Raw genomic sequence first — 24,583 nt, 5'->3', positions numbered from 1 at the left:
ACATGGAGGACGCTGTCCCTCCTCGCGCTACAATCGGAGTTTCCCCATGTCAGAACCCCTCATCCCCGTCTTCGATCTCGGCGGCGTCTTCGTTGACTGGAACCCGATGTATCTGTTCCGCAAGCTCTTCGATACCGAGGAGGAGGCGCAATGGTTCGGCGACACGATCTGCACCAAGGACTGGAACCTCGAATTCGACGCCGGGGATATCTATGCCGAGGGCGTTGCCAAGCTCATCACCCGCTTTCCGCGCTATTGGCGCGAGATCCAGGCCTATGACACGCGCTGGAAGGAAACCATCGGCGGCATCTATCAGGGCACCGTCGATATCCATAACGAGTTGATCGAGGCCGACATCCCCACCTTCGCCATCACCAATTTCTCCTGGGAGAAATGGGTGTCTGTGCTCGATGAATGGCCGTTCCTGGAAAAATTCGACGGCGTGGTGGTCTCGGGGCTGGAAAAGCTGGTCAAGCCCGATCCGCGCATCTTCCGCCTGTTCTGCGATCGCTACGGATTGGCACCGGAATCGTGCGTGTTCATCGACGACAATGAGGCCAATGTGGTCTCGGCGCGTGCCGTGGGGATGGAGACCATCCACTTCTCCACGCCGGAAGCTCTTCGGGCGGAGTTGATCAGCTACGGCCTGCCGCTCAAGAGGTAGTATTTGAACCTGCTCTTTGGCAGGCTGCGAGATTCTTACCTAGACGCTGCACCGGGCTCACCTTCTCCCCTGGTGGGAGAAGGTGGCCGCGAAGCGGTCGGATGAGGGGGGCGCAGCGGTAACGGCATGCAAAAACGCCCCAGGCTTTTACCGCGTCCCGTACATCCGGTCGCCCGCATCCCCCAGACCGGGGACGATATAGCCATGCTCGTTGAGTTTTTCGTCGAGGCTGGCGGTGAAGATCGGCACGTCGGGATGCGCCTTGGTGAACCGCTCGACGCCTTCGGGCGCGGCGAGAAGGCACAGGAAGCGGATGTTGTTGGCACCGCGCGCCTTGAGCTTTTCCACCGCCGCCACCGCCGAATTGGCCGTGGCCAGCATGGGATCGACGACGATCACCAGCCGGTCGGCGGCGTCCGACGGCGCCTTGAAGTAATATTCCACAGCTTCAAGCGTTTCGGGATCGCGGTACAGCCCGATATGAGCCACGCGCGCCGACGGCACCAGGTCGAGCATGCCAGTCAAAAGCCCTTCGCCTGCACGCAGGATCGAGGCGAAAACCAGCTTCTTGCCCTTGAGCGTGGGTGCCCGGGTGGGGCCGACCGGCGTTTCGATGTCGATATATTCGACCTCGAGATCACGCGTCACCTCATAGCACAAAAGATGCGCGATCTCGCGCAGCAGCCGGCGGAAGCTTGCCGTCGAGGTGTCCTTGCAGCGCATGATGGTCAGCTTGTGCTGCACAAGCGGGTGATCGACGATGGTAAGGTTCTGCATGATGTCCGCCCTTTGTTGTTATAACGCGCTCGTCCCGTGCTTGCCGGGCGCAATCCCCAGCCAATGGGCGATGGTTTCGCCAATATCGGACAGAACCGGGCGCAAGCCAATCGATCCCTTGCCCAGCGCGCGCGAGAAAAGCAGAATCGGCACCTGCTCGCGCGTATGATCGGTTCCCCGCCAGGTGGGGTCGTTGCCATGATCGGCGGTGACGACCAGAAGGTCGTCATCGCGCAGCCTGGCGATCAGTTCGGGCAAGCGCCGGTCGAATTTCTCCAGCTCGTTGGCATAGCCGCCCGGATCGCGCCGATGGCCGTACTCGGTGTCGAAATCGACGAAATTGGTGAAGACCATTGCCCCGTCGGCGGCCATATCCATGGCTTCGAGCGTGCGGTCGAACAGCACCATATTGCCCGAGGCCTTGATCTTGTGGGTCACCCCGCGGCCGGCATAGATGTCGGACACCTTGCCGATGGCATAGACCTGGCGGCCAGCAGCTTTCAAGCGGTCGAGAATGGTGTCTTCAGGAGGGTCGATGGCGAAATCGCGCCGGTTGCCGGTGCGCTTGAAGGTCTCCGCCGTCTCGCCCACGAAGGGCCGCGCGATGACGCGGCCGATCTTCATGGGAGCGGTGAACTGGAACACGGTCTGGCACAGCTCATAGAGCCGTTCGAGCCCGAAATGGGTTTCATGCGCCGCGATCTGGAATACAGAATCCACCGAGGTGTAGAAAATCGGCTTGTCGGTCGAAATCGATTCCTCGCCGAAATCCTCGATCACCTGCGTGCCCGAGGCATGGGTATTGGCGAGCGAGCCGTCCAGACCTGCGGCCGCGTAGATCTTGTCCAGCAACTCCTGGGGGAAGGCGGGTTTGTCGTCGGGGAAATAGCCCCAGGCGAACGGCACCGGCACCCCGGCGATCTCCCAATGGCCCGAAGGCGTATCCTTGCCGATCGAGACCTCGCGCCCCACGCCCCAGCGGCCGCCCAGCGGCGTGCTGGTCAACCCCGGCGGCACGGCGCCAGTGGATAGTTCCGCCGCAGCACCAAGCCCCATGCCATCGAGATTGGGCAGGTAAAGCGGGCCCGAGCGCACGCCCTCGATATCGCCGCGCCCATCGGCGCAGGCCTGGGCGATATGGCCGAGCGTGTCGGCGCCGGCATCACCGAAATCGGCGGCATCGGGAGCCCCGCCGATGCCGAAGCTATCGAGCAAGCAGAGAATGGCGCGGGGCATCATTGGCCTCCTTGAGGTGGAATATGGTCATAGATCACCGGCGCGGAAGCGGCCGGCTCGCCGATCAGATAGGCCCGCCGCAACCGCTCTTCAGCCTCGCTGGCGGCGGCATCGTCGCGGGCGTGGATACGGGCGATCGGCGTCCGCGCGTCCACCCTCGCACCCAGCCCGGCCAGGTGATCGAAGCCGACGTGATAGTCGATCTTTTGCTTGGGGTCGATACGTCCTCCGCCGAGTACGACGACGGCCATGCCCACGGCGCGCGTATCGATCTTTTGCACGACCCCTTCGGTCAGTGGATAGACATCCCTGACGATCGGGGTGGGATCAGGCGCGTAAGCGCTCAGATCGTGCCAGGAGCCCAGCGCATTGGCCATGGCGAAGAATTTCTCCGCCGCCCTGCCGCTTTCGAGCGCCATCCTGGCTCGTAGCAAGCCGTCATCGGCATCGAGCGCCATGCCACCCAGCACCAGACCCTGGGCGCAAAGCGCCAGCGTCACCTCTTCGAGCCGCTTGTCCCGGTGTGTGCCGGTAAGAAAATCGATGGCGTTTTTCACTTCCAGCCAATTGCCCGCTGCGGAGGCGAGAGGCTGGCTCATATCGGTGATCAGCGCCCCAGTGGTCATCCCAGCGCCATTGGCCACGGCAACCAGGCTCTCGGCCAGACCCACGGAATCGGCAAGCGTTTTCATGAAGGCGCCCGAGCCGGTCTTGACGTCTAAGATCAGCGCGTCCAACCCGGCGGCGAGCTTTTTGGAGAGGATCGATGCCGTGATGAGCGAAATGTTTTCCACGGTCGCCGTCACGTCGCGGATGGCGTACAGCCGCCTGTCGGCGGGTGCCAGATCGTCGGTCTGGCCGATGATGGCGCAGCCCACTCCTTTGACCACCCGGCGCAGCGTTTCGATATCGGGGTTGGTCATATAGCCGGGAATGGCGTCGAACTTGTCCAGCGTGCCTCCGGTATGGCCCAATCCGCGCCCCGAGATCATCGGCACATAAGCCCCGCATGCGGCAAGAATGGGGGCGAGCATGAGCGATACATTGTCGCCCACCCCGCCGGTCGAATGCTTGTCGATGGCCGGCCCGTCGAGGTCGGACCAGTCGAGCACCCGGCCGGAATCGCGCATGGCGAGGGTCAGCGCCACCCGCTCGTCGAGGGACATGTTCTGGAAATAGACGGCCATGGCGAACGCCGCCGCCTGCGCATCATTGACCGCGCCCGAGGTGATGCCGGCGATAAACCCGGCGATTTCGTCGGCGCCGAGTTGTCCGCCGTCGCGCTTTTTGGCGATGACTTCCTGGGGGAGAAGGGTCATGGATCAGGCGCCGTACGGCACCCAGATGTTCTTGACCTGGGTGGCCTTGCCCAGCAGGTAGTCGCCCTCCATCACCGGATCGGACCAATCCAAGCCCAGCCCGCGCGTCGTCCAGCTCTGCTTGACGTTCCCGGCCGAGAGGCGCTCGATCTCGGCGCTGGCCTCCAGCGAACCGGCGAACCAGATGCCGTCTACGCCGTCATGCTCGGCCAGGGTTTTGGCGAGCGAGGTGGCCGGACCGGTCACGATATTGACGACGCCAGCGGGGACGTCGGAGGTCTCGAGCACCTGGTAGAAATCGGTCATCGCCAGCGGATGCGCCTCTGAGGGGATCAACACCACCGTATTGCCCATGGCAATCGCCGGAGCCAGAAGCGCCATGGCGCCGAGCAGCGGGCTCTCGATCGGAGCGGCGATGCCGAGCACGCCGACGGGTTCGACCATGGCCACCGCCATCATGCGCGCCGGTGGATTGTGCACCGCGCCATCGAATTTGTCGGCCCAGCCGGCGAAGGCGAACAGCCGCTCGACGGAAAGCTCGACCTCGCGCCTGGCCGCATTGGCGGAAGCCCCGGTCATCGACCGGATCCGGTCGGCGAACTCGGCCTTACGGTAGTCGAGATTTTCGCCGAGGTAATAGAGAACCTGACTGCGGTTGTGGGCCGTTGCATTGCCCCAGCCTGCCGCCGCGCGCGCGGCTTCGACGGCGTTGCGGATGTCCTTGCGATTGCCCTCGCCCACTTCGCCCAGATACTTGCCGTCCGAGGCGAGAACCGGACGGGCATAACCAGAATCGGGCCGGGCCTGCTTGCCGCCGATATAGAGCTTGGCGGTCCTGTCGATACCCTCCACCTCGCGGCCCTCGGCAGGAGCCGGCAGCTTTAGCGCTGGGGCGGCTTTGAGCTTTTTCTCCCAAGCGGGCTTGAGATACGCGCCCATCCCCTCGCGACCGCCCTCGCGGCCGAAGCCGGATTCGCGGTAGCCGCCGAAGCCGACCGAGGCGTCGAACTGGTTGGTGGAATTGACCCAGACGACGCCGGCCTTGATTTTCGGCGCGATATCGAGGGCGAGGTTTACGTTTTCCGTCCAAACCGATGCCGCTAGCCCGTATCTAGTGTTGTTGGCCAGCGCCACCGCTTCCTCGGGGGTGCGGAAGCTCATGGCGACCAGCACGGGCCCGAAGATTTCCTCGCTCGCCAGCGTATGAGCCGGCGAAATGCCGGTCACCAGCGTCGGGCGCACATAGCAGCCATCGCCCGGAATTTCGGTGTCGGGCGAATAAAATTCGCCACCCTCTAGTCTCCCGGTTTTGAGCAGGTCGAGCACCCGCTCAACCTGCACCGGAGCCACCAGCGCGCCGATATCAACGGACTTGTCGAGCGGATCGCCGACGCGCAGGGTCTTCATGCGCGCCTTGATCTTGGCGATGAATTTGTCCTCGATCGATTCCTGGATCAGCAGCCGGGAGCCGGCGCAGCACACCTGCCCCTGGTTGAACCAGATGGCATCGACCAGCCCTTCGACGGCGCTGTCGAGATCGGCGTCTTCGAAGACGACGAAGGGCGATTTTCCGCCCAGCTCCAGCGAGAGTCCCTTGCCCGAGCCGGCAGTGGCGCGGCGGATGATCTTGCCCACTTCGGTCGAGCCGGTGAAGGCGATCTTGTCGATATCGGGGTGGTTGACGATGGCCTCGCCCGTCTCCCCTGCGCCGGTCACGATATTGACCACGCCTTTGGGGAGGCCGATACGGGCGCAGATTTCGGCGAACAGCAGCGCAGTCAGCGAGGTAAACTCGGCCGGCTTCAAGACCACGGTGTTACCCGCCGCCAATGCGGGCGCAATCTTCCAGGCCAGCATCAGCAGCGGGAAGTTCCACGGAATTATCTGGCCGCACACGCCATAGGGCACGTGGTCGGGGAAGCTCTTTTCGATATGCTGGGCCCAGCCGGCGTGGTGGTAGAAATGCCGCGCCACGAGCGGGATGTCGATATCGCGCGTCTCGCGGATCGGCTTGCCGTTGTCGAGCGTTTCGAGCACGGCGAAGAGCCGGCTTTCCTTCTGGATCTGCCGCGCGATGGCGTAAAGATATTTGGCGCGCTCATAGCCCGAAAGACCCGACCAGCCGGAGAACGCCGCGCGGGCGGCCTTGACGGCCTTATCCACATCGGCCTCGGAGCCTTCGCTCACATCGGCGAGCCTTTCCCCATTGGCCGGATTGGTCGAAGCGAACGTCTTGCCCGGCTTGGTAAAGCCGCCATCGATAAAGTGCCCGAACTTGCGCCCATGCTTGTCCAGCCATTCCAGCGCCGGGCCGGCGGCCTCGGGGGCCGGGCCATATTCGAGGGTTTCGAAGATTTCAGCGACTTTGCTCATTTCAAAATCCCTCAGGCCATCGCGAAGCGGTAATCGGCGGCGTAATGGCCGGTGACGCCGTGTTCGATCTGGCGCTCGATGTCGGTCAAAAGCGAAGAAGCGCCGAAGCGGAAGAGGTGCGGCTGCAACCAGTGCGCGCCCAATTCCTCCTTCATCAGCGCAAGGTAGGTCAGCGCGTCCTTGGCCTTGGCGATGCCGCCGGCGGGCTTATAGCCGATCTCGATGCCGGTCTCCTCAAAGAACCAGCGGATCATGCGGATCATGGCGAGCGATGTCGGCAGCGTCGCGTTGGTCTTTTCCTTGCCGGTCGAGGTCTTGATGAAATCGGCACCGGCCAGCATGCAGACCAGGGAGGCCTTGGCGATGTTGGTGAGCGTCGCCAACTCGCCGGTGCCGAGGATGGTCTTGATGTGGGCATCGCCACAGGCGGCGCGCATGGCTTTCACCTGGTCGTAGAGCCCCTGCCAGTCGCCTTCCAGCACCATGCCGCGCTCGATGACGATGTCGATTTCCCTGGCCCCGTCCTCGACCGAAGCCTCGATCTCGGCGAGACGGATTTTGAGCGGCGTCAAACCATGCGGGAAGGCTGTCGAGACGGCAGCCACGGGGATATTGGTCCCCTCCAGCGCCTTCACCGCTGTCGCGACGAAATTGTGGTAGACGCAAACCGCCGCAGGCGTGATGCCCAGATGCTTGACGCCCATGGCCTCGACGAGATCGGCGCGGATCGGGTTGCGCGCCTTGGCGCAGAGCCGTTCGACGCGACCGGGCGTGTCGTCGGAATTGAGCGTGGTCAGATCCATCAGCGACACGGCCTTCAAAAGCCAGGCGAGCTGATATTCCTTCTTGACCGTGCGGCGGGCACCGATGGTCGAGGCACGGCGTTCGAGCGCCGAGCGGTTCATCCGCACCCGCCCCACCCAGTCGAGATCGAGCGGGAAGCCGGGATTGCGCTTGTGGCTGATGCCCGGCGCCTGATTGCCGACGACCTTGAGACTCATATCTCCTCCATCAGCGCCGGGATCAGGCGCTTGAGTTTTTCGGCCCCCAGTTTGGCAACTTCCTTGGTTTGGGTGTGCGAGATGGTCTCTCGTGCCATTCCCGCCCCCATATTGGTGATCGAGGAGCAGGCCCAAACCCGCATCCCGAAAAACCGCCCCAGGATCACCTCGGGCACTGTGGACATGCCCACTGCGTTGGCGCCCAGCGTCACAGCCATGCGGATTTCAGCCGGCGTTTCGAAGCTCGGCCCAGAATACCACATATAGACGCCTTCCTTGAGGGCGATTTCGAGGCGGGCGGCCACCGCATGGGTGGCGGCGCGCAGCTCGGGGTCGTAGGCATCGACCATGTTGACGAACCGGGCGTCGGTCGGCTCGCCGATCAGCGGATTGGCGCCGGCGTAATTGATGTGATCGGCAAGCAGCATCAGGTTGCCGGGCACAACGTCATTGTCGAGCGAGCCGGCGGAATTGGTCAGCAGCAGGGTTTTGACGCCGAGTTCGCCCAGGGTCTCGAGTGCCGGACGCATGGCCGCGGCGTCGCCGTGCTCGTAATAGTGCTGCCGGCCGGTGAGGATCGCCAACCGCTTGCCGGCCATGGTGCCCACCAGCAGCTCCTTGCCGTGTCCCGATACGCCGCCCTGGGGAAACCCCTCGAGCTCGGCAAAAGGGATCGTGACCTTGTCGGCGAGCAGATCGCCGATTTCCGACAGGCCCGAGCCCAGGATCAGCGCTGCGTCCACGGTCTCGTTGCCCGCAAGGTTGCGGATGGTTTTAATTGCCTCGGCCATGTGCGTACGCCTGTTTAGCGGCCCAAAAATTCAGGGCCGAAAGAATGGGGCAGCAATTCGCCCAGTGTCGTATGAAGCGGCTCGCCCTCGACACCGAGACAGATGATCGGGGTCTCGGCCGAGGCGAATTCGCGGATACGCTGGCGGCAGCCACCGCAGGGGGTGACGGGGCTTGCACCCGGTCCCGTGACGAAAATCTTCTCGATGCGCTTGCCGCCGCCGGCCAGCATAGCGGCAATGGCCGAGGGCTCGGCGCAATTGCCGACCGGGTAGGCGGCGTTCTCCACATTGCAGCCGGCATAGATCTTGCCATCGTCAGCCAGAATCGCGGCGCCGACCGAGAACCCCGAATAGGGCGCATAGGCCTTGGCGCGGACGGCCTCGGCGGCATCGAACAGCGTCTGGTCGTCGCTCGAAAGCTGCACCATCACCGCTCCTTGACGTAAGGCTGGCCCGAAGCCTTGGGCGCGATGGCGCGGCCCACGAACCCGGCGAGCAGCAATATGGTGAGCACATAGGGCAGCGCCTGCATGGCCTGGGTCGGCACCTCTCCGATCACCGGCAATCGCACCCCCTGCAGCCGGTATTGCAGCGCTTCGAGGAACCCGAACAACAGGCACGCGCCCAAGGCCGGATAGGGCTTCCATTTGGCAAAGATCAGCGCCGCCAATGCGATATAGCCGCGCCCCGAACTCATCTCGCGCGAAAAGCTCGCTGCCTGGGCCGTGGAGAGATAGGCTCCGCCCATGCCCACCAGAACGGCGGTGATGGCGAGCGCCTTGTAGCGCAGCCAGCTCACCGACATGCCGGCGGTATCGAGGGCCTTGGGGTTTTCGCCCACCGCCCGCAGGCGCAGGCCGAACCGGGTGCGCCAGAGCACCCAGGCCGTGACCGGCACGGCGAGAAAGGCGATATAGGTGAGGATCGAATGCCCCGAGAGCAGCCCCGAATAAATCGGGCCGATCACCGGCACACCGGCCAACTCCTGAGCGAACGGCAATTGAATGCCGTAGAAGCGCGCGTCCCCGGACAATGGCGGCGTGTTGCCGCCTCGCCCGAACCAGGCCCCACCCAGAAACACCGTGAGACCGGATGCCAGGAAATTGAGCGCCACGCCGGAAATGATCTGGTTGCCGCGGAAATTGATCGAGGCCAGTCCGTGAATGGCCGAAAACACCAGCGACACGCCAACTCCGGCCAGAAGCCCGAGCCAGGCATTGCCGGTCAAGGCCGCGACAACCGCCGCGCCGAAGGCCGAGCCCAAAAGCTTGCCTTCGAGCCCGATATCGACGATGCCCGAGCGCTCCGAATAGAGCCCTGCAAGGCAGGCGAGGATCAGCGGGGTCGAAACCCGGATCGTGGTAATGAGAACGGAGATCAGGTCTTCCATGCCTTAGGCCTCCTTCTCCTGAGCCACGCGGTCGGGCTCGCGCCGCGATCGGGCCGCCATGAAGGCGAACTCGACCGGGCGGCGCAGCATGTTGCTCATCGCGCCGGTGAAAAGGATCACCAGGGCCTGGATGGTCACGATCATCTCGCGGGTGATGGCGGGCATGGTGAAGGCCAGCTCCTGCCCGCCCTGATAAAGCACGCCGAACAGCAGCGCCGAAAGCCCCACACCGATCGGATGCGCCTTGCCCATGAAGGCCACGGCGATCCCCACGAACCCCGTGCCCGCCACATAGCCCAGCAACAGGCGTCCATGAGCGCCTGCGGTGTCGTTGACCGCCACCATGCCCACCAGCGCACCGGAGATGGCCATGGTCACCATGATCAGCCGGGCGTTGGACATGCCCGCATAGCGCGCCGCCACCCCGTTATGGCCCATGGTGCGCAGCTCGTAGCCGAATTTGGTGTGCCAGATGAGGACATAGACCCCCACCAGCGCCAGGAGGGCGATGAACAGGGAGATGTTGACCGGCGTGTTGTTGAGGAACGGGATCCACTCGGACAGGAACGGCACCCGGGTGACCTCGGCAATGCGCGCGCTCTCGTCGGAATTGACGTTCTCGGGCTTCAATATCCGCGAGATGATGTAGCTCATCATCGAGGTGGCGATGAAGTTCATCATGATCGTGGTGATCACCACATGGGACCCGCGCCGTGCCTGCAGCCATCCCGGAATGAACGCCCAGGTGCCGGCAAAGAGCGCGGCCGCGATCATGATCAGCGGCAGAGCCAAGGCCCAGTGCAGCCCGCCCACGGCGAGCGCTACGAGGATGGCCCCGAGCCCGCCCACATAGGCTTGCCCCTCCCCGCCGATATTGAACAGCCCGCCGTGATAGGCGACCGCCACCGCGAGGCCGGCGAAGATGAAATTGGTGGTGTAATAGAGGGTAAAGCCGAAACCATAGCCATAACCGAAAGCGCCATAGAGCATGATACGCACGGCTTCGATCGGATTTTCACCCACGGCCAGCACCACGATGCCGCCGATGATGAAGGCCAGCGTAACGTTGAGCACCGGCAGGAGAATGACATCGACCCAGCGGGGCAAGGGCATGGTACCGCTCATCGGATTGCCTCCGCCGTACGCGCGTCGCCGGCCTTGACACCGGCCATGAGCAGGCCCAGCTCGCCTTCGTCCGCCGTCGCCGGATCTGCTTGCCCGACGATATGGCCGTCGAAGAGCACAACGATCCGGTCGGACAGCGAGCGGATTTCGTCGAGCTCGACCGAAACGAGCAGGATCGCCTTGCCCGCGTCACGCATCTTGATGATCTGGTTGTGGATGAATTCGATGGCCCCGATATCGACGCCGCGCGTCGGCTGGCCGACGATCAGCACGTCGGGGTCGCGCTCCATTTCGCGAGCCAGAACGATTTTCTGCTGATTGCCGCCGGAGAAATTGGCGGTCTTGAGATCGGTGTTGGCCGGACGGATGTCGAACTTTTCGATATGGCGCTGCGCCTCGGCCTTGGCGGCCTTGACGTCGAGCATCAGTCCGCTGCCGTACTTTTCGTGATAGCCGAGGATGGCGTTTTCCCACTCGAAGAAATTGGTGACCAGCCCCATGCGGATGCGGTCCTCGGGAACGTGGGCGAGCCCATTGCGGCGCAGGATGGCCGCGCTGTCTTCATTGGCCGCGGTCACGTCCTCGCCGTTGAGCCGGATGGTGCCCGACCTGGCGACACGCATGCCGGACAGGGCCTCGAGGAGTTCGGATTGGCCGTTGCCGGCCACACCGGCGACGCCCAGGATCTCGCCTGCCCGAACCTGCAGCGAAACACCCTTCAGCCGTTCCGTGCCGGCATCGTCGGCCACCACCAGATCGTTGACTTCGAGCAGCACGTCGCCCGGATGGGCCGCCTCCTTGTGGACACGCAGCAGCACGCGCCGGCCGACCATCAGTTCGGCGAGCTGTTCGGGCGTCGTGGAACTGGTGGCGAGCGTTTCAACCATCTGCCCCTGCCGCATTACCGAAACCATGTCGGTGATCGCCATGATCTCGCGCAGCTTGTGGGTGATCAGAATGATCGTCTTGCCCTCGTCACGCAGGATCTTCAGCACCTCGAACAGGTGATCGGCCTCGGCGGGCGTCAGAACGCCCGTGGGCTCGTCCAAGATCAGCGTGTCGGCGCCGCGATAGAGCGCCTTCAAGATCTCCACGCGCTGCTGCTGGCCGACCGACAGGTCCTCGATCAGCGCATCGACGGGAACGTTGAGACCGTAATCGTCTGCAAGGCGCTGCAGCTCGCGCCGCGCCTTGTCGACGCTGGGCCTGAGCAGCGCGGAATCCTCGGCCCCAAGGATCACGTTCTCGATGACGGTGAAATTGTCGACCAGCATGAAATGCTGGTGCACCATGCCGATGCCCAGATGCAGCGCATCGGAGGAATTGTGAATGGTCGCGTGCCTGCCGTTGACCAGGATCTCGCCGCTGTCGGCGTGATAGAAGCCGTAAAGGATCGACATCAGCGTCGATTTTCCGGCTCCGTTTTCGCCGACGATGCCGTGTACCGAGCCGCGCTTGACGGCTAGGTCGATATCCTTGTTGGCGTGTACCGGGCCGAACCGCTTGTTGATCTTTTTAAGCTCGATCGCCAGCGGGGCACCAGCGGCCGGATCCGGCCGCTGGAGATTTTCGTTCGGTGTGTCCATTCCCGGACCCTTCCCTTACCGAGGGAGCATCAGACCGGGCAGGATTCGTCGCTGCGGTAGTCGTGAACGACGATATCGCCGGCGATGATCTGCGCGGTGATGTCCTCGACGGTCGAACGCATTTCGTCACTGATCAGTTCGGCATTGTGCTCATCGAATGCGGCGCCCACGCCCTCTTCGGCCAAGCCGAGCACCTGCACGTCGCTGGTCCATTCGTCATTGGCGAAATCCTGCAGCGCATTGTAGACGGCCACATCGACGCGCTTGACCATCGAGGTCAGCACCGAGCCGGGGTGCAGGTGGTTCTGGTTGGAGTCCACGCCGATGCCATAGACACCCGCGTCGGCGGCAGCCTGCAGCACGCCGACACCGGCGCCGCCGGCGGCGTGATAGATCACATCCGCGCCGCGGTCGATCTGGCTGCGCGCCACCTCGGTGCCGCCACCGGGGTTGTTGAAGGCGTCAAAGCCTGTGCCGATGGCGGTTTCGAGCACTTCGATGTCGGGATTGATATGGGCCGCGCCCTGCTTATAGCCGCACCCGAAGGCCAGGAGCAGCGAGAAGTCGAAGGCGGGCACGAAGCCGATGGTGCCCGATTCCGTGGCCATGGCAGCAAGGGCGCCGACCAGGAACGAGCCCTCATGTTCCTTGAAGACGACCGAGCGGACGTTGGGCAGATCGTCCACCACCGTATCGATGATCAGGAACGAGGTGTCGGGGAAGTCCGGGGCGACGGCACGCAGCGCGGTTTCCCAGGAAAAGCCCGGCAGGATGATGGGATTGTTGCCGCGCGCTGCGAACTGGCGGATGGCCTGTTCGCGCTGGGCGTCGCCGGAAATTTCGAGATCCTGATAAGCGCCGCCGGTTTCGTCGGCCCAGCGCTGGGCGCCGTTATAGGCGGATTCGTTGAACGAGGCGTCGAACTTGCCGCCGCCGTCATAGACCAGCGCGGCATCGGCCAACGCGGTGCCGGCCATAAGGGTGGCCAGGGCGATACCGGCGAAGGCGGCCAGGCCGGTCGATTTTGTTTTTGACATGATGATGCTCCCTATTGACGGGCTGAAGAAGGACGCCGGCAGCAGCCGGTCGTTTCCACGCACGATAAGTCCAGATACAATCGCGCAAAACTGGCGGACGCAATAGTCAATTTCGGTTTTTTGACCAGTTGGGCAAAAAATCTTGGGATTGCGGTAAACCGGGGCGTTGGCGCGCGCTCTAGCCTTCGATCGGGGTGACTTCAGCCCCCATGGCTTCCCCGAAGCGTTCGAAGAATCCATCGATGATCTTCTGGGCCGAACTGCCGATCAGCGCCCTGCCCAGCTTCATCATCTGCCCCGAGGCACCACCAGTCGCCTTAAAGCTCAAAAGCGTGTCGCTTCCCAGATCGGCAAGACTAATATCGGCGGAAGCCTGCGCCTTGCCGAGCAGCCCGCCCCTGCCCTGTCCGGTCAGTGTGTAGCGGTGGGCCGGCAAGACATCGGAGAGCAACAGATCCCCCTTGAAGGTGGGGTGCGCAACGCCGAGATTGACCGCCACTTCCAGTTCGAGCGCGCTTTCGCTCACCCAGTCGATGCGCTTGCAGCCCGGAATGCAGGCCGCCAGAATTTCGGTATCGTTGAGCGCAGTCCAGACCGCGTCGCGGCCGGCCGCGACCCTATATCGTCCCCCGAAATCCACGCCAGCCTCGCAATTCGTTCCGAACCATCACTATGCGGCTTTTTGGCACCAGTTGCGAGAAAACAAACGCCTCTGATGCTTGCACAATTGTCTTATCCCTTGGCGGGCGGAATCATGGCACCACATCTGCCGAGGGTTACAACAGGGACGACGACAAATGGCAACCGAAGTGATGGAAAAGCCGCTCGCTTATCTCGACCGTGCGGTCACTGCGATCCGGGAAATGGGGCTATGGCCCGAGGATCAGCCGCAGGAAGCGCCGATTACCGGCCTGCTCTCGGAGATCACTCATCTCGATGACACCAAAGTGGTGCTGATCGGCCGCGTCCTCACCCAGGCGAGCGCCTTCAACGAAGTGGTCCGCACCCAGGTCGCCGCCATGAACGTGGGCGAGCGCTACGAGGACATCACCAAGTCGTTCAACTCGATCCGCGACGATGCCAAGGGCATGGTCGACCAGCTCGAAGACGGCAAGCTCGACATGCTCGAGCGCGCTTCGAACGTGTGGATGAAGGTCTCGCGCGGCGACATCGCTTCGCGCTTCGACAAGATTCGCGACACCTATCTCGATGTGTCCAAGGACACCAAGGACCAGATCGACCGCGAGCACACCATCCTCGAGGCCTATCGCGATTTCCGCGGCGCCCTCAAGCAAGCCGAAGTGATGGCGCTCGAAGTGCTCGAGATCGCCGACAAGCAGCTCGAGCAGCGCAAATTCGAGCTCAATAAAGCCTCCGAGGCGCTCACCGCCTTCACCGAAGGCACCCCGGCCGATCGCGCCCGGCTGGAAATGGCGCGCGACGAAAAGCTGCGCGACCTCCAGAACGAAGAGCGCCGCTACCAGATCGCCAAGGATCTTTCCGACAATCTCACGATTTCGTACTCCACCTCCGAAGTGATCATGGCGCGTCTGATGCAGACCACCAACGCCAAGGAGCGGGTCTATCAGCAGTCGATCTCGTTCTTTTCCACCAACGAAACCGTGCTCACCGCGCTCTCGGCCTCGTTCACGGGCCTGTTCGGTCTCCATGAATCGACCGAAACGCTCAATGCGATGAAGGAAGGCATGAGCCAGAGCCTCGAAACCCTTTCGGAGATCGGCGGCAAGGTGCAGGAAGAGGCGCTCAAGGCCGGCTATGGTCCGACCATCCGCGCCGACGCGGTCAAGAAGCTTGTCGACAGCGTGGTTTCCTTCCAGGAGCACTCCTATACGATCATTGCCGAAATGCGCGACCAGGCCACCAAGAACTCGGCCGAAATCCGCGATGCCGTCGAAGACGGCAAGAAGCGGCTGGCCTCCCTTGCCGCCCAGGGCAACGCGCTCGTTTCGTCACAATAGCGGCGGTTGCAGCGGCCTATGACCAGCGGTGGGGCGATATCGGGGCAGGCCGGCAAGGCGCCGCTCGACGACGTCATGCTCGCCATGGACGTTGTGGACACGTTGCGCCACGAGCAGAATCTCGTGGCGCGCGAACTCGGCGCGTCGGCGCGTGAAGCCCAGCTCATCGAGCGGCTGCGCAAGATCTACCACGATCAGGGCATCGAGGTGCCCGATCGTATCCTGGCCGAAGGGGTCAAGGCGCTCGAGGAAAGCCGGTTCACCTACACCCCGCCCCCCGACACTTTCTCCACCCGTCTGGCCCGGCTCTATGTCAGCCGCGGCCGCTGGGGGCGGCCGGTGCTCATCGCCCTCGCCCTGCTCGCCGTGGTGCTGGGGGGATATTTCCTCGTCTACCGGCCATATCAGGCTGGTGTCGAAGAGGCGGCGCGGATTGAACTCGCCGAGGGTCTGCCGGCCCGCATGGATACGCTCTACCAGAACATCTTCAACGAAACCAAAGTCCAGACCGCGCTCGAAATCGCCGAGCCCTGGGTCGAACGCGGCAAGGCGGCGGCGGCTCGCGGCGACCGCGAGGGGGCACTTGCCGCCATCGAGGAACTCGAAGGCATCCACGCCACTCTTCTTGCCGAATATTCGATCCGCATCGTCAACGAGCCTGGCCGCGACACCGGCATCTGGCGTTTTCCGGAAAACAACACCGAAGCCACCAACTACTATCTCGTTGTCGAGGCGCTCGATGCGGACGGGAACACCGTGACGCTCCCGATCACCAGCGAGGAGACCGGTGAAACCCAGGAGGTTTCGACCTGGGCGATCCGGGTGCCGCAAGTCACCTACGAAAGCGTCCGCGCCGATCGGCAGGATGACGGCATCATCCAGCGCAACGTGCTGGGGATAAAGCAATACGGGTTCCTTGATACCGACTACACCATGCCGGTGCTCGATGGGGCGATTACCCAATGGTGAGGCGGCAATGAGCGTTTCCGGACCCCAGGCCATGCGCGCGCTCGACGATGCGCTGCGCGACATTCGCCGCGAAGAGGACGACATCACCAAGCGCATAGCGCGCGCCAATGAGCGTATCGGCAAATTGCGCGAGACCGAGCTCGGCCAATTGCGGGCGCTTGCCACGGTGCGCCTTTCCCCCCAAGTCCGCGAAGAGCTCGCCGGAACGCTCGGCCAGGCCGAAACAAGGGCCCGCGACATGCTCAAGGAGCATGCCGCCGCCATGGCGGAAATGGAAAAGACCCTTGGCGACACCGAGCAGGCCCTGGCCGAACTGACGGCGCAGCGTCAATCCCTTATCGATACCGTGGCGGCGCGCCAGGCCGAGATCGATGCCTTGGGCGGTGAAGTGGACGCAGCCCTTGCCGCCGACAGCACTTACCAGAAGCTGGTTGCCGAGCGCGAAGAGGCCGAGCGCACCGCAACCGAGGCGGACCGCAAGGCAGATCAGGCCGAGGCCGATCGCGAGGCAAAGGGTGAGCCTTATCGCTCCGACCCGCTGTTTACCTATCTCTGGGACCGGCAGTACGGGACGAGCGCCTATAAGGCGGGCAACATCACGCGCATGCTCGACCAATGGGTGGCTCGCCTTGTCGGTTACACCGATGCACGTGCCAATTACGCCATGCTGACCGCGATCCCCGAACGCCTGCGCGAACATGCCGAGCGTCTGGCCGACGATGTCGGCGCTCTCGACGAACAGATTGCCCAAAAGGAACAGGCGGCGCTCGACGCAGCGGGAGGACGCGAGGCCCGCATGGCCCTCGAAGCGGCCCGTACGCGGGTCGAAGAGATCGATGCGGAGATCCTTTCGCGCGAGGATGCGCGCGAGGAGTTGACCGAAAAACAAAAGGAGATCGCCGAGGGCGGTGACCCGGCCTTCGGCCAGGCTGTCGAAATGCTCGCCGAGGCCATCCGGGACACGGGCATCGAAAAGCTTCTGGCCGAAGCGCGTGCCACGCGCACCGAGGAAGACGACGCCATCGTGGTCCGCCTCGAGGATGCCCGCCGCCGCATCGCCGAGGAGCAGCTCGAGCTCGATGACGAGCGAGCCCGGCTCAAGACCCTGGAATCGCGCCGGCGCGAACTCGAGGATATCGAGTTCGAATTCAAGAAGGCGCGCTACGACGATCCCCGCTCGCGCTTCCGCGAGGATCGGCTGGTGGGCGATCTTCTCACCGACTTTCTGAAGGGCGGCATGACAGCCGCCACCTATTGGGACAGTTGGCGCCGTTCCCAGGATTGGACCGGCACGTCCGGCCCTATCGTGCCAACCTCGCGCCGGCGTTCTTCACGATCCAAGGGCGGCTTTCCCATTCCTCCCGGCGGCTTCTCCCCGCGCCCGCCCTCTGGCGGCAATTGGGGCGGCTTTTCGCGCCCGCGCGGCGGCGGGTTCGGTGGCGGCGGGGGTTTTAAGACCGGCGGTGGCTTTGGAGGCGGCACCGGCTTCAAAACCGGCGGCGGCTTCTGATCTTTCCTTGGGTATGTCCCTGAAAAGGGGGAAACGGCCCGACGCAGGCGGTTGCGTGTCGGTCATCGATGCCGCTGCACGCTGGCGGCAAACCCTCGCCGCCAGCAGCATTGCCTGCGAAATTTACTCCTGGACCGGCGGCACCAATCCATCGGTGTCGCCGAAGGTTACGCCATCGGCTTTGATCGCACCGACGAGATGTCCGGCAGGACGTCCGTCCCGAAGCGGGTTGGTGATGACAGTCACCATATCGCCCGGCTCCCAGTAGGTGGGCGTAACGCCTTGACGCCGCAGCCGCGAGGGATCGTCGGTTTCGAACCCCCAGGTGGTGACGCTGCCGTCCTCACCAGTGACGTCAACGTAAAGCCAGGAATGGGGATTGAGATAATCAAATTCGGTCACCACCCCTGTCAGTTCCATCTCCACCTGATCATCGAACATGGCCGCCGAGTGATGGGCTAGAGCCGAACCAATTCCGAGGCCCCCCAGCGCGGCAACACCGGCAAAGGTCATTTTCGCAAATCTTGTCATCGACGTGTTTCCTTTCGTGCGGAATTACTGCTGCGTCCAGCCAAACCAGAACTCGGGGTCGGTAAGCGGCGGCTTTTCACCCGGAGCGTATTGGCTGACGACCCCGTCTGCCGTGAAATACCAATTGGAGCCTTCAATGCAGTCCCAGGAGGTGATCCAGTGCTGATTGCGTTGCTCGGGGGTCTCCTCGATCTCCTTGTAGAAGGCGACCACCGTGTGCCAGGGCTCCACGAAATCGGGAGAATACATGGTGAGCTCGACCTCTATGCGGGCATTGGGATCGGGGGTGCCGCCGAGCGTATTGGGCTCGATTCCGGAACCCTCCATATCCACGAGCCGCCAGCGCTCGACCGTTTCCATGTCGGTCTGGCGCGGCATGTTGCGTTGCAGGATGCCGTCCTTGAGCCCGGTCGTAAGGACGGTGAGAACGTCACCGTCCCAGAAGCCGGTCGAATAGCCGAGCCATTCCCCATCGGGATTGCGCCATTCCTCGGTGGGCTGCTCGCGATCGAGATAGATATGGCGCAACTGGTTGACCATCTGGCTGTACATCGCGATGCGATCGGGCTGCAGGAAGAATTCGCGATAGCCATATTCGGTAAACCAGCGCGGGAAGTTGGGCTGCAGGCAGAACGAGATCGGGTCGATAGCCGTATCGTCGAGCCATTCCTGGCTGTCGGCCATGAAAATTTCAGCCGCTTCCGGGACCAGCCGGGCGGCCATGCCCTCGCGGATCGAGTTTCTTCCCACAATGGCAACCTCGCCGGTGCTGTTGTCGGTGCCCCAGGACCCCGTCCAGTCGGGCATGGTTTCGGCGGTGTGCTCGGTCGGGCCGCCATTGGCTTCGGCCTCTGCAAGCAGTGCGTTATAGTGCGCCTCCGCGCTCTCGTAGCCGCATGGCCCTCCCGGCAACTCGAACGAGGCCCACACCGACTGGAATTCCGTACTGGCCGAGATGCTCTGATCGGTCCCGAGATCGGGATATTGCTCGCTGAGTGGGGTACAGCCATCTGCGCTGTCGTCCTGCGCATTGGCCACATAGGCGAACCCGGTCGAGCCCAGCAACGCCATTGCGAGAGCCAGTCTTGTCGATAGATGTCGCATCGGATTCTTTCCTCCTCTTAGAACCGAATGACCCATGATGAGGAATGGCTGGCCGCCAATCCTGTAAAATTCGGTCAGTGCCCTGCACATTCCTGCAGGGCACAAGCGTGGCTCAGATGGGGATGTCGTATGCGGCAAACCCGATCCAACGACCCATCGCGATGACCCCGAACCAGAAGGCAAGCGACAGCAGGCCGGCGGCTTTGCCGGCTGTGGGAACGGCCACGGACCCGTCATCCCAGCGCGCTACGGTGCGCGCGGTAATCAGCTCGAACACGAGCATGTTGATCCCCGCGAGCACGAGGAGAAGCATCTTCCAGAGAAAGAAGGTGTTGGTGACGTAGCCGGTGGCGTTGGACATGAACATCAGTCCCCCCGTGACCACGGCAATGGCAAAGCCCAGCCATGTCCAATGCAGGCAGTCGCGCGCCACCTCGGTCACGCGCCTGCTCTTGGACGCCACTCCCAGCAGACGCAAATCGACAATGGCGATGACGCCGAACACCAGGGCAATGCCGATCACGTGGATCGCCTCGATCGTGGGAAACATCCAGCCCGACCAGGCGATTTCCTGGGACATGGGCAGGTTCTGGATCCATTCTGCGGCCGCTTCGATCATGAGAGGTCCCCAGGCTCAGTAGATGAAATTGTCGACATAGGCGATGAAGCGCCCCATGACGATGATGCCGATCCAGGCGGCCAGTCCGGCAATCGTGACAAACCGCACGGGCCTCCGCCAATCGAGATCCTCCCAAAAAGCGGGATCACGCCGAAGCGATGTCTGGAAGGCCGCGGTCAGTCCCAATACGACCACCAGCAGACCCATCTTGGTCCAGAAGAAGACGTTGACCAGCGAACGCACCGGCTCGCCGATGACGAGCAGGCCTCCGGTCACCGCCAGGAAGGCGGTCCCGATCCAGACCCACGGAACATACCGGCGCACCGTCTGCGTCATTGTCTGGCTGGTTCCCGTCAGGCCGAGAATCCGGGCGCTCATCATGAAGACCGAGCCGAACACAAGCGCCAGTGCGACGATGTGGAAAGTCTGCAGCCAGGGAATGATCCACGTGACTTGCGCGATCGTGCGGCTCAGCCCGGTGCCGCTGATCGCTTGGGCAAAGGCGTCCATAGGACCTCCAAGCAAGAGCCCGGCAGCGAGATGGAAGCTGCCGGGCGGACCACGCTATTGTTCGAGGATTGTCCAATCAGCCGGCAGCTCGGCGCCGTCCGAAAGGTGAGCGATGATGGGCAGAAGCACCTGGGTAGCGAGTTCGCCGCTGTTGGTGTCGCTCATCATGAAATGTCCGCCGCCCTGAAAGCCGATATCGGCCATCTGGATGAATTTGGCGTCGACGCCCATCTGTTCGAGCTGGCGCACCGCGCAGCCGAATTGTTCATCGGACTGGTTGCCGTGCTCGGACCGGATGATGACTATGGGAATGTCGGCAAGCGAAACATTGGTGCTCACCGCATCTTCCGGCTGCATCTGGCACCCGTCCACCTCCACCGGCGTGAAATCGTCGGCCAGCGCCGGCTCCCAGTTCGCGGAGGCGATGTTGTCTTCGCTGAGCAGATCGACGCCGCCCTCATAGATCAACACTCCGCCCACGGTTCCCTCTGGTGCGCCGATGGCTGCTGCCAGCGTCGAGGCAACCCCTGCCGAATGCCCGAACAGGATCGCCGGGCCGACTTTCTCGGCCAGTTCGATAATGTTTCGCGTCGCATAGGCGTTGCCGCCATAAGGTCCGCCGGGAGAGCCCGCGAGCCAGTTGATCACCCCCTGGTTTTCGGGATTGGCCTCGACCCACGCCTCGCGGCTCCATTCTCCTTCCACCGGATTGGCGTCAGGCCAATGTTCGGAGGATGCAAGTCCGGCGATCAGCGAATAGGGCGGCTGGCCGACCGAGCCTTCCTCATAGCCGGGATCGGCCGGCGAACGGCCGAGGCCAGGGCGATCGATCCAATATGTCGCGACCCCATTGGCCATCATGTAGCTCGCCCAGCCATCGCGCCCGTCCACCGTGGTCAGCCAGTCGGCCGCCTGACCACCGCCGCCATGAATAAGGATCACCGGCATGGTGACCGTCTGGTCCGCCGGCAGGCCGAACCCGACCCAGCTCTGCCCGATGACGTCGATATTGCCGTCTTCAGCCGTCTCATAGTCGACGCCAACGAAAAACCCGCCGAACTGGCTCAGCGTCAGCGGTCCGGCTTCGCCGAAGGCCAAAGCCGGAGACGCGATTGCCGTCGTCCCCATCATCAAAAGCGCAAGTGCGCCGAACTTTTTCATAACCATCCCCTCCCGGTGGCACACAAGGGCCTCGCCCACTTTCCTTGGCGGCAAGACATGCGGGCAATTCTTGGAGGTATTCCAACGCCAGTCCTGCAAAAAAACCGCACCCCGTGGGTGGTTTTTCGACGGCGTGCGCGGGAGAGGGCCACAGCCGAAAACCCCGCCCAAACGCCAGCGGGGTTTCCATGTTTGCGATAATCAGCGGCCGAGAATGGCGACGAGGACCCGTCTCAATTCGCTGATCGGGTCCGCGGGCAGCGCCGTGCTTCGCCAGGCGATGAAATGGTCCGGCCGCACCAGAATCGCGCCATGGTCCTCGACTTCCCGGCTGCGCGACCAGTCGCCGTAATTGTCTTGGTAATCCTGCTCAGGGCCGATCGCGACGACATCGATCGCCAAGTCCAGCTCGGCACCGACCGTTCGGGCCGCTTCCGACCAGGGATCGCCCCCGATACCGGTCAGAAGGGTGAATTTGCCGTGTCCGGTGACGTCGAGGGTCGAGATATCCCTGCCGTTCTTTTCGATCCAGGCATGGGGCAGCCGGGCACCGGGAAATGCCGATGGCTGATAGACGAGTTCGGGGTCCTCGGTAAAACCGGGCAGCGGGGCGTCGTCGGTGATAACGGCCGCCGATTGGTAGCGCTGGTTCATCTCGACCCCATGCGCATCGAACTCGTAGCGCTTGAACGCTATGGCGTCGCGCAACGCCTTGCGCCGCTCGCGGCCTTCCTCGGTGTTCTCCTTGCGCGACTGCATGTTGGCGAGCATGACGTCGGGGTCGGTGGTGTCGAGAAGGCCCAGAGATTTGAAGATCGGTGCTGTTTCGCTGATCGATTTGTTGGCCCGATCGACGATCTGCTTGCCGATCGGCGAGCGCTCGGCGGTATAGGTATCGAGCAGCGAGGGTGCGGCCGTGCCCCGAACGACCAGGGCGAGTTTCCAGGCCAGGTTGAATGCGTCCTGGATCGATGTGTTCGAGCCCAGGCCATTGGAAGGCGGGTGGCGGTGCACCGCGTCACCCATGCAAAAGACGCGGCCCCTGGAATATTCCCGCGCGCTCATGTGGTTGACCGTCCAGGCGGAGACCGACGTGATCTCCACCGGAACCGTATCGTCCCCGATCAGCGCATGGGCCACGCCGCGCGCATAATCCTCAGTGATTTCGGGCTGTTCGTCATTGATGTCATATCCCCACACGATCAGCCATTCGTTCCAGGGGCGTACCATGCGCACAAGCCCCATCCCGATGCCGCCGACATCTGAACCGGGCTGCAATACCCAGTAGAGGACCGAGGGCCGGTGAGCGACATATCGGGCAAGGTCGGCCTTGAAGACGATATTGATGGAGCCGCCCACACCCATCTTGCCTTCCATGGGCAGGCCGATATCCTCGGCAACCTTGGAGCGCCCGCCATCGGCCCCGATCAGATATTTGGCCCGGATCTGGTAAGTTTCCCCAGTCACCCGGTCGCGCACCGTCGCGGTTACCCCGCTCTCGTCCTGCTCCAGCGCAAGGTATTCGGTCGATAGTCGCGCCTTGGTGCCACGCGCACAGGCCGCGCCGAACAAGATCGGCTCGAGAAAGGTTTGCGGCAGGTCGACCATTTCGGTGGGACTGGCGATCCGGTGCCGCGCATTGGAGAAATAGTCCGAGCCCCAGCCGCGCAGACGCCCCAGTTCCTCACCAGCGAGCGAAGTGCAAAAAACCGTGTTGCCCATTAGCCGATTGGGCGTCGCATAGAGCATCGCATCGCCTTCGAGTCCCAGATCGCGCAGCACCTCCATGGTCCGCTGATTGGTTATATGCGCGCGCGGGGTATCGGCCAGCCAGCGGTATTTGGTGACCAGGATATTGTCGATGCCATAGCTCGAAAGGAGGGCTGCGGCGGCAGAGCCGGCAGGGCCGCTCCCCACGATGAGGATTTCTGTTTCCAGCATTGTTCTTGTACTCTTAGGTTATGCAGCGGGCTTGAGGCCGAACGCATGGTCGAGCCGCATCCATTGGCCCGCTTGGCGTTTGCCGGAGGCTGCCGGGGGAGTGCCCTGCCCTTCGACCAGAGTAACGATCAGCGATTGCTTGACGCCGAACACCGCGTCGCTGTCGAGATAGGGATCGCCCTCGATGAAAAGGTGCGTCACGAGCTTTTCATATCCCTCGTGACCGATCATGAAATGGATATGGGCGGGCCGGTAAGGATGGCGCTTGGTCGCGGCGAGCATATCGCCCACCGGGCCGTCGGCGGGAATGGGATAGTATTTGGGCACTATGGTCCAGAAACTGACCTTGCCGTTCTCGTCTGCGATGAAGCGGGCACGCAGGTTGGGGTCCTCGCCCGGCTTCTGAACGTCGTAATAGCCATCGTCGTCCGACTGCCACACATCGACGACGGCGCCGGGCAGAGGCGTGCCATCGGGACCGTTGACGGTCGCCGTGACATAGAGCGGAGTGCCGCTTTCACCACCCGAGATATCGGCATCGGACGGTTTGATCGGCGGATTCTGGACGTAGAAGGGCCCGAGAACCGTGGTCTCGGTCGCCCCGGCCGGCATCCGATGGTTGATCGCATCGACCAGCATGGAAATGCCCAGCGTGTCCGACAGCAGGATGAACTCCTGCCGCTTGTCGCTGCAGATCTGTCCGACCCGGGTAAGATACTCGATCGCCACCAGCCATTCATCCTGGGTCAGTTCCACCTCCCGGACGAACTGGTGAGCATGCCGCACCAGGGCCTGCATGATCTGCCGCAGCCTGGGGTCGGGCGTATCGGCGAACCGCTCCACGACGGCGTCGGTAATCGAATGCTCGTTGAAATCGCGAGTAGACATCCGTTCTCCTTCCACATTTGCGGGAAAGATTAGGATGTGGCCCAAGGGCAAGCCTGCATGAATTGCTCTCCA

General features: G+C 63.0%; 23 protein-coding genes. 4 read left to right on the top strand and 19 right to left on the bottom strand.

Annotated features, from left to right (window positions below; translation table 11 throughout):
* The first annotated feature begins 46 nt into the window (after window positions 1-46).
* The gene (locus NO932_RS02085; RefSeq protein WP_309209369.1) at window positions 47-664 is read left to right on the top strand and encodes an HAD family phosphatase; all 618 of its coding nucleotides are present in this window, start codon (window positions 47-49) and stop codon (window positions 662-664) included.
* A gap of 147 nt (window positions 665-811) precedes the next feature.
* Here NO932_RS02085 and upp read toward each other — a convergent pair whose 3' ends face one another.
* From upp to NO932_RS02025, 12 genes are all read right to left on the bottom strand, one after another.
* On the bottom strand, window positions 812-1,441 hold the full coding sequence (gene upp / locus NO932_RS02080; protein WP_309209368.1) for a uracil phosphoribosyltransferase: 630 nt from the start codon (window positions 1,439-1,441) through the stop codon (window positions 812-814).
* A gap of 18 nt (window positions 1,442-1,459) precedes the next feature.
* Window positions 1,460-2,677, bottom strand: coding sequence for a phosphopentomutase (locus NO932_RS02075; protein WP_309210970.1), 1,218 nt, complete (start codon window positions 2,675-2,677; stop codon window positions 1,460-1,462).
* Entirely contained in the window at window positions 2,677-3,996 is a 1,320-nt protein-coding gene (deoA, locus tag NO932_RS02070) for a thymidine phosphorylase (RefSeq protein WP_309209367.1), read from the bottom strand. Before deoA ends, NO932_RS02075 begins: the two co-directional genes overlap by 1 nt.
* 3 nt (window positions 3,997-3,999) lie before the next feature.
* A complete protein-coding gene (locus NO932_RS02065) occupies window positions 4,000-6,369 on the bottom strand; it encodes an aldehyde dehydrogenase family protein (RefSeq protein ID WP_309209366.1) in 2,370 nt (789 codons plus the stop codon).
* Between the two features lie 11 nt (window positions 6,370-6,380).
* A complete protein-coding gene (deoC, locus tag NO932_RS02060) occupies window positions 6,381-7,370 on the bottom strand; it encodes a deoxyribose-phosphate aldolase (RefSeq protein WP_309209365.1) in 990 nt (329 codons plus the stop codon).
* Window positions 7,367-8,161 (bottom strand): purine-nucleoside phosphorylase, encoded by a 795-nt coding sequence (locus tag NO932_RS02055; protein WP_309209363.1) that lies wholly within the window; start codon window positions 8,159-8,161, stop codon window positions 7,367-7,369. The genes deoC and NO932_RS02055 overlap by 4 nt, the downstream gene beginning before the upstream one ends.
* A gap of 14 nt (window positions 8,162-8,175) precedes the next feature.
* Entirely contained in the window at window positions 8,176-8,589 is a 414-nt protein-coding gene (locus NO932_RS02050) for a cytidine deaminase (protein WP_309209362.1), read from the bottom strand.
* Window positions 8,589-9,551, bottom strand: a complete 963-nt coding sequence (locus NO932_RS02045; RefSeq protein WP_309209361.1) for an ABC transporter permease — start codon at window positions 9,549-9,551, stop codon at window positions 8,589-8,591. Before NO932_RS02045 ends, NO932_RS02050 begins: the two co-directional genes overlap by 1 nt.
* 3 nt (window positions 9,552-9,554) lie before the next feature.
* Window positions 9,555-10,676, bottom strand: coding sequence for an ABC transporter permease (locus tag NO932_RS02040; protein WP_309209360.1), 1,122 nt, complete (start codon window positions 10,674-10,676; stop codon window positions 9,555-9,557).
* Complete coding sequence (locus NO932_RS02035; protein ID WP_309209359.1) at window positions 10,673-12,262, bottom strand: ABC transporter ATP-binding protein; 1,590 nt, start codon at window positions 12,260-12,262, stop codon at window positions 10,673-10,675. Before NO932_RS02035 ends, NO932_RS02040 begins: the two co-directional genes overlap by 4 nt.
* Window positions 12,263-12,291: 29 nt before the next feature.
* Window positions 12,292-13,299 (bottom strand): BMP family ABC transporter substrate-binding protein, encoded by a 1,008-nt coding sequence (locus NO932_RS02030; RefSeq protein WP_309162887.1) that lies wholly within the window; start codon window positions 13,297-13,299, stop codon window positions 12,292-12,294.
* A 178-nt stretch (window positions 13,300-13,477) separates the two neighbouring features.
* Window positions 13,478-13,939: a carbon monoxide dehydrogenase subunit G gene (locus NO932_RS02025; RefSeq protein WP_309209357.1), complete on the bottom strand. Its 462-nt coding sequence runs from the start codon at window positions 13,937-13,939 to the stop codon at window positions 13,478-13,480.
* 157 nt (window positions 13,940-14,096) lie between these two features.
* Here NO932_RS02025 and NO932_RS02020 point away from each other — a divergent pair, with 157 nt between their 5' ends.
* Genes NO932_RS02020 through NO932_RS02010 form a run of 3 tightly spaced genes read left to right on the top strand, consistent with a single transcriptional unit; the run spans window position 14,097 to window position 17,757 of the window.
* Complete coding sequence (locus tag NO932_RS02020) at window positions 14,097-15,278, top strand: cell surface protein (protein WP_309209356.1); 1,182 nt, start codon at window positions 14,097-14,099, stop codon at window positions 15,276-15,278.
* Between the two features lie 18 nt (window positions 15,279-15,296).
* Window positions 15,297-16,247, top strand: a complete 951-nt coding sequence (locus tag NO932_RS02015) for a DUF6384 family protein (RefSeq protein ID WP_309209355.1) — start codon at window positions 15,297-15,299, stop codon at window positions 16,245-16,247.
* A 7-nt stretch (window positions 16,248-16,254) separates the two neighbouring features.
* Complete coding sequence (locus tag NO932_RS02010; RefSeq protein WP_309209354.1) at window positions 16,255-17,757, top strand: hypothetical protein; 1,503 nt, start codon at window positions 16,255-16,257, stop codon at window positions 17,755-17,757.
* A gap of 123 nt (window positions 17,758-17,880) precedes the next feature.
* On the opposite strand, the gene NO932_RS02005 is transcribed toward NO932_RS02010, so the two are convergent.
* From NO932_RS02005 to NO932_RS01975, 7 genes are all read right to left on the bottom strand, one after another.
* Window positions 17,881-18,288 (bottom strand): DUF6152 family protein, encoded by a 408-nt coding sequence (locus NO932_RS02005; protein WP_309209353.1) that lies wholly within the window; start codon window positions 18,286-18,288, stop codon window positions 17,881-17,883.
* A gap of 24 nt (window positions 18,289-18,312) precedes the next feature.
* On the bottom strand, window positions 18,313-19,392 hold the full coding sequence (locus tag NO932_RS02000; RefSeq protein ID WP_309209352.1) for a hypothetical protein: 1,080 nt from the start codon (window positions 19,390-19,392) through the stop codon (window positions 18,313-18,315).
* A 112-nt stretch (window positions 19,393-19,504) separates the two neighbouring features.
* A complete protein-coding gene (locus NO932_RS01995) occupies window positions 19,505-20,011 on the bottom strand; it encodes a DUF6644 family protein (RefSeq protein ID WP_309162896.1) in 507 nt (168 codons plus the stop codon).
* Window positions 20,012-20,026: 15 nt separating this feature from the next.
* A complete protein-coding gene (locus tag NO932_RS01990) occupies window positions 20,027-20,521 on the bottom strand; it encodes a hypothetical protein (RefSeq protein WP_309209351.1) in 495 nt (164 codons plus the stop codon).
* A 54-nt stretch (window positions 20,522-20,575) separates the two neighbouring features.
* Complete coding sequence (locus NO932_RS01985) at window positions 20,576-21,682, bottom strand: hypothetical protein (RefSeq protein WP_309209350.1); 1,107 nt, start codon at window positions 21,680-21,682, stop codon at window positions 20,576-20,578.
* 201 nt (window positions 21,683-21,883) lie between these two features.
* On the bottom strand, window positions 21,884-23,623 hold the full coding sequence (locus tag NO932_RS01980; protein WP_309209349.1) for an FAD-dependent monooxygenase: 1,740 nt from the start codon (window positions 23,621-23,623) through the stop codon (window positions 21,884-21,886).
* 18 nt (window positions 23,624-23,641) lie between these two features.
* Window positions 23,642-24,511 (bottom strand): intradiol ring-cleavage dioxygenase, encoded by an 870-nt coding sequence (locus NO932_RS01975; protein WP_309209348.1) that lies wholly within the window; start codon window positions 24,509-24,511, stop codon window positions 23,642-23,644.
* Window positions 24,512-24,583: the final 72 nt, after the last annotated feature.

Source organism: Pelagibacterium sp. 26DY04 (assembly GCF_031202305.1).
GTDB lineage: Bacteria > Pseudomonadota > Alphaproteobacteria > Rhizobiales > Devosiaceae > Pelagibacterium.
This window is presented reverse-complemented; position numbering and strand designations above follow the sequence as displayed.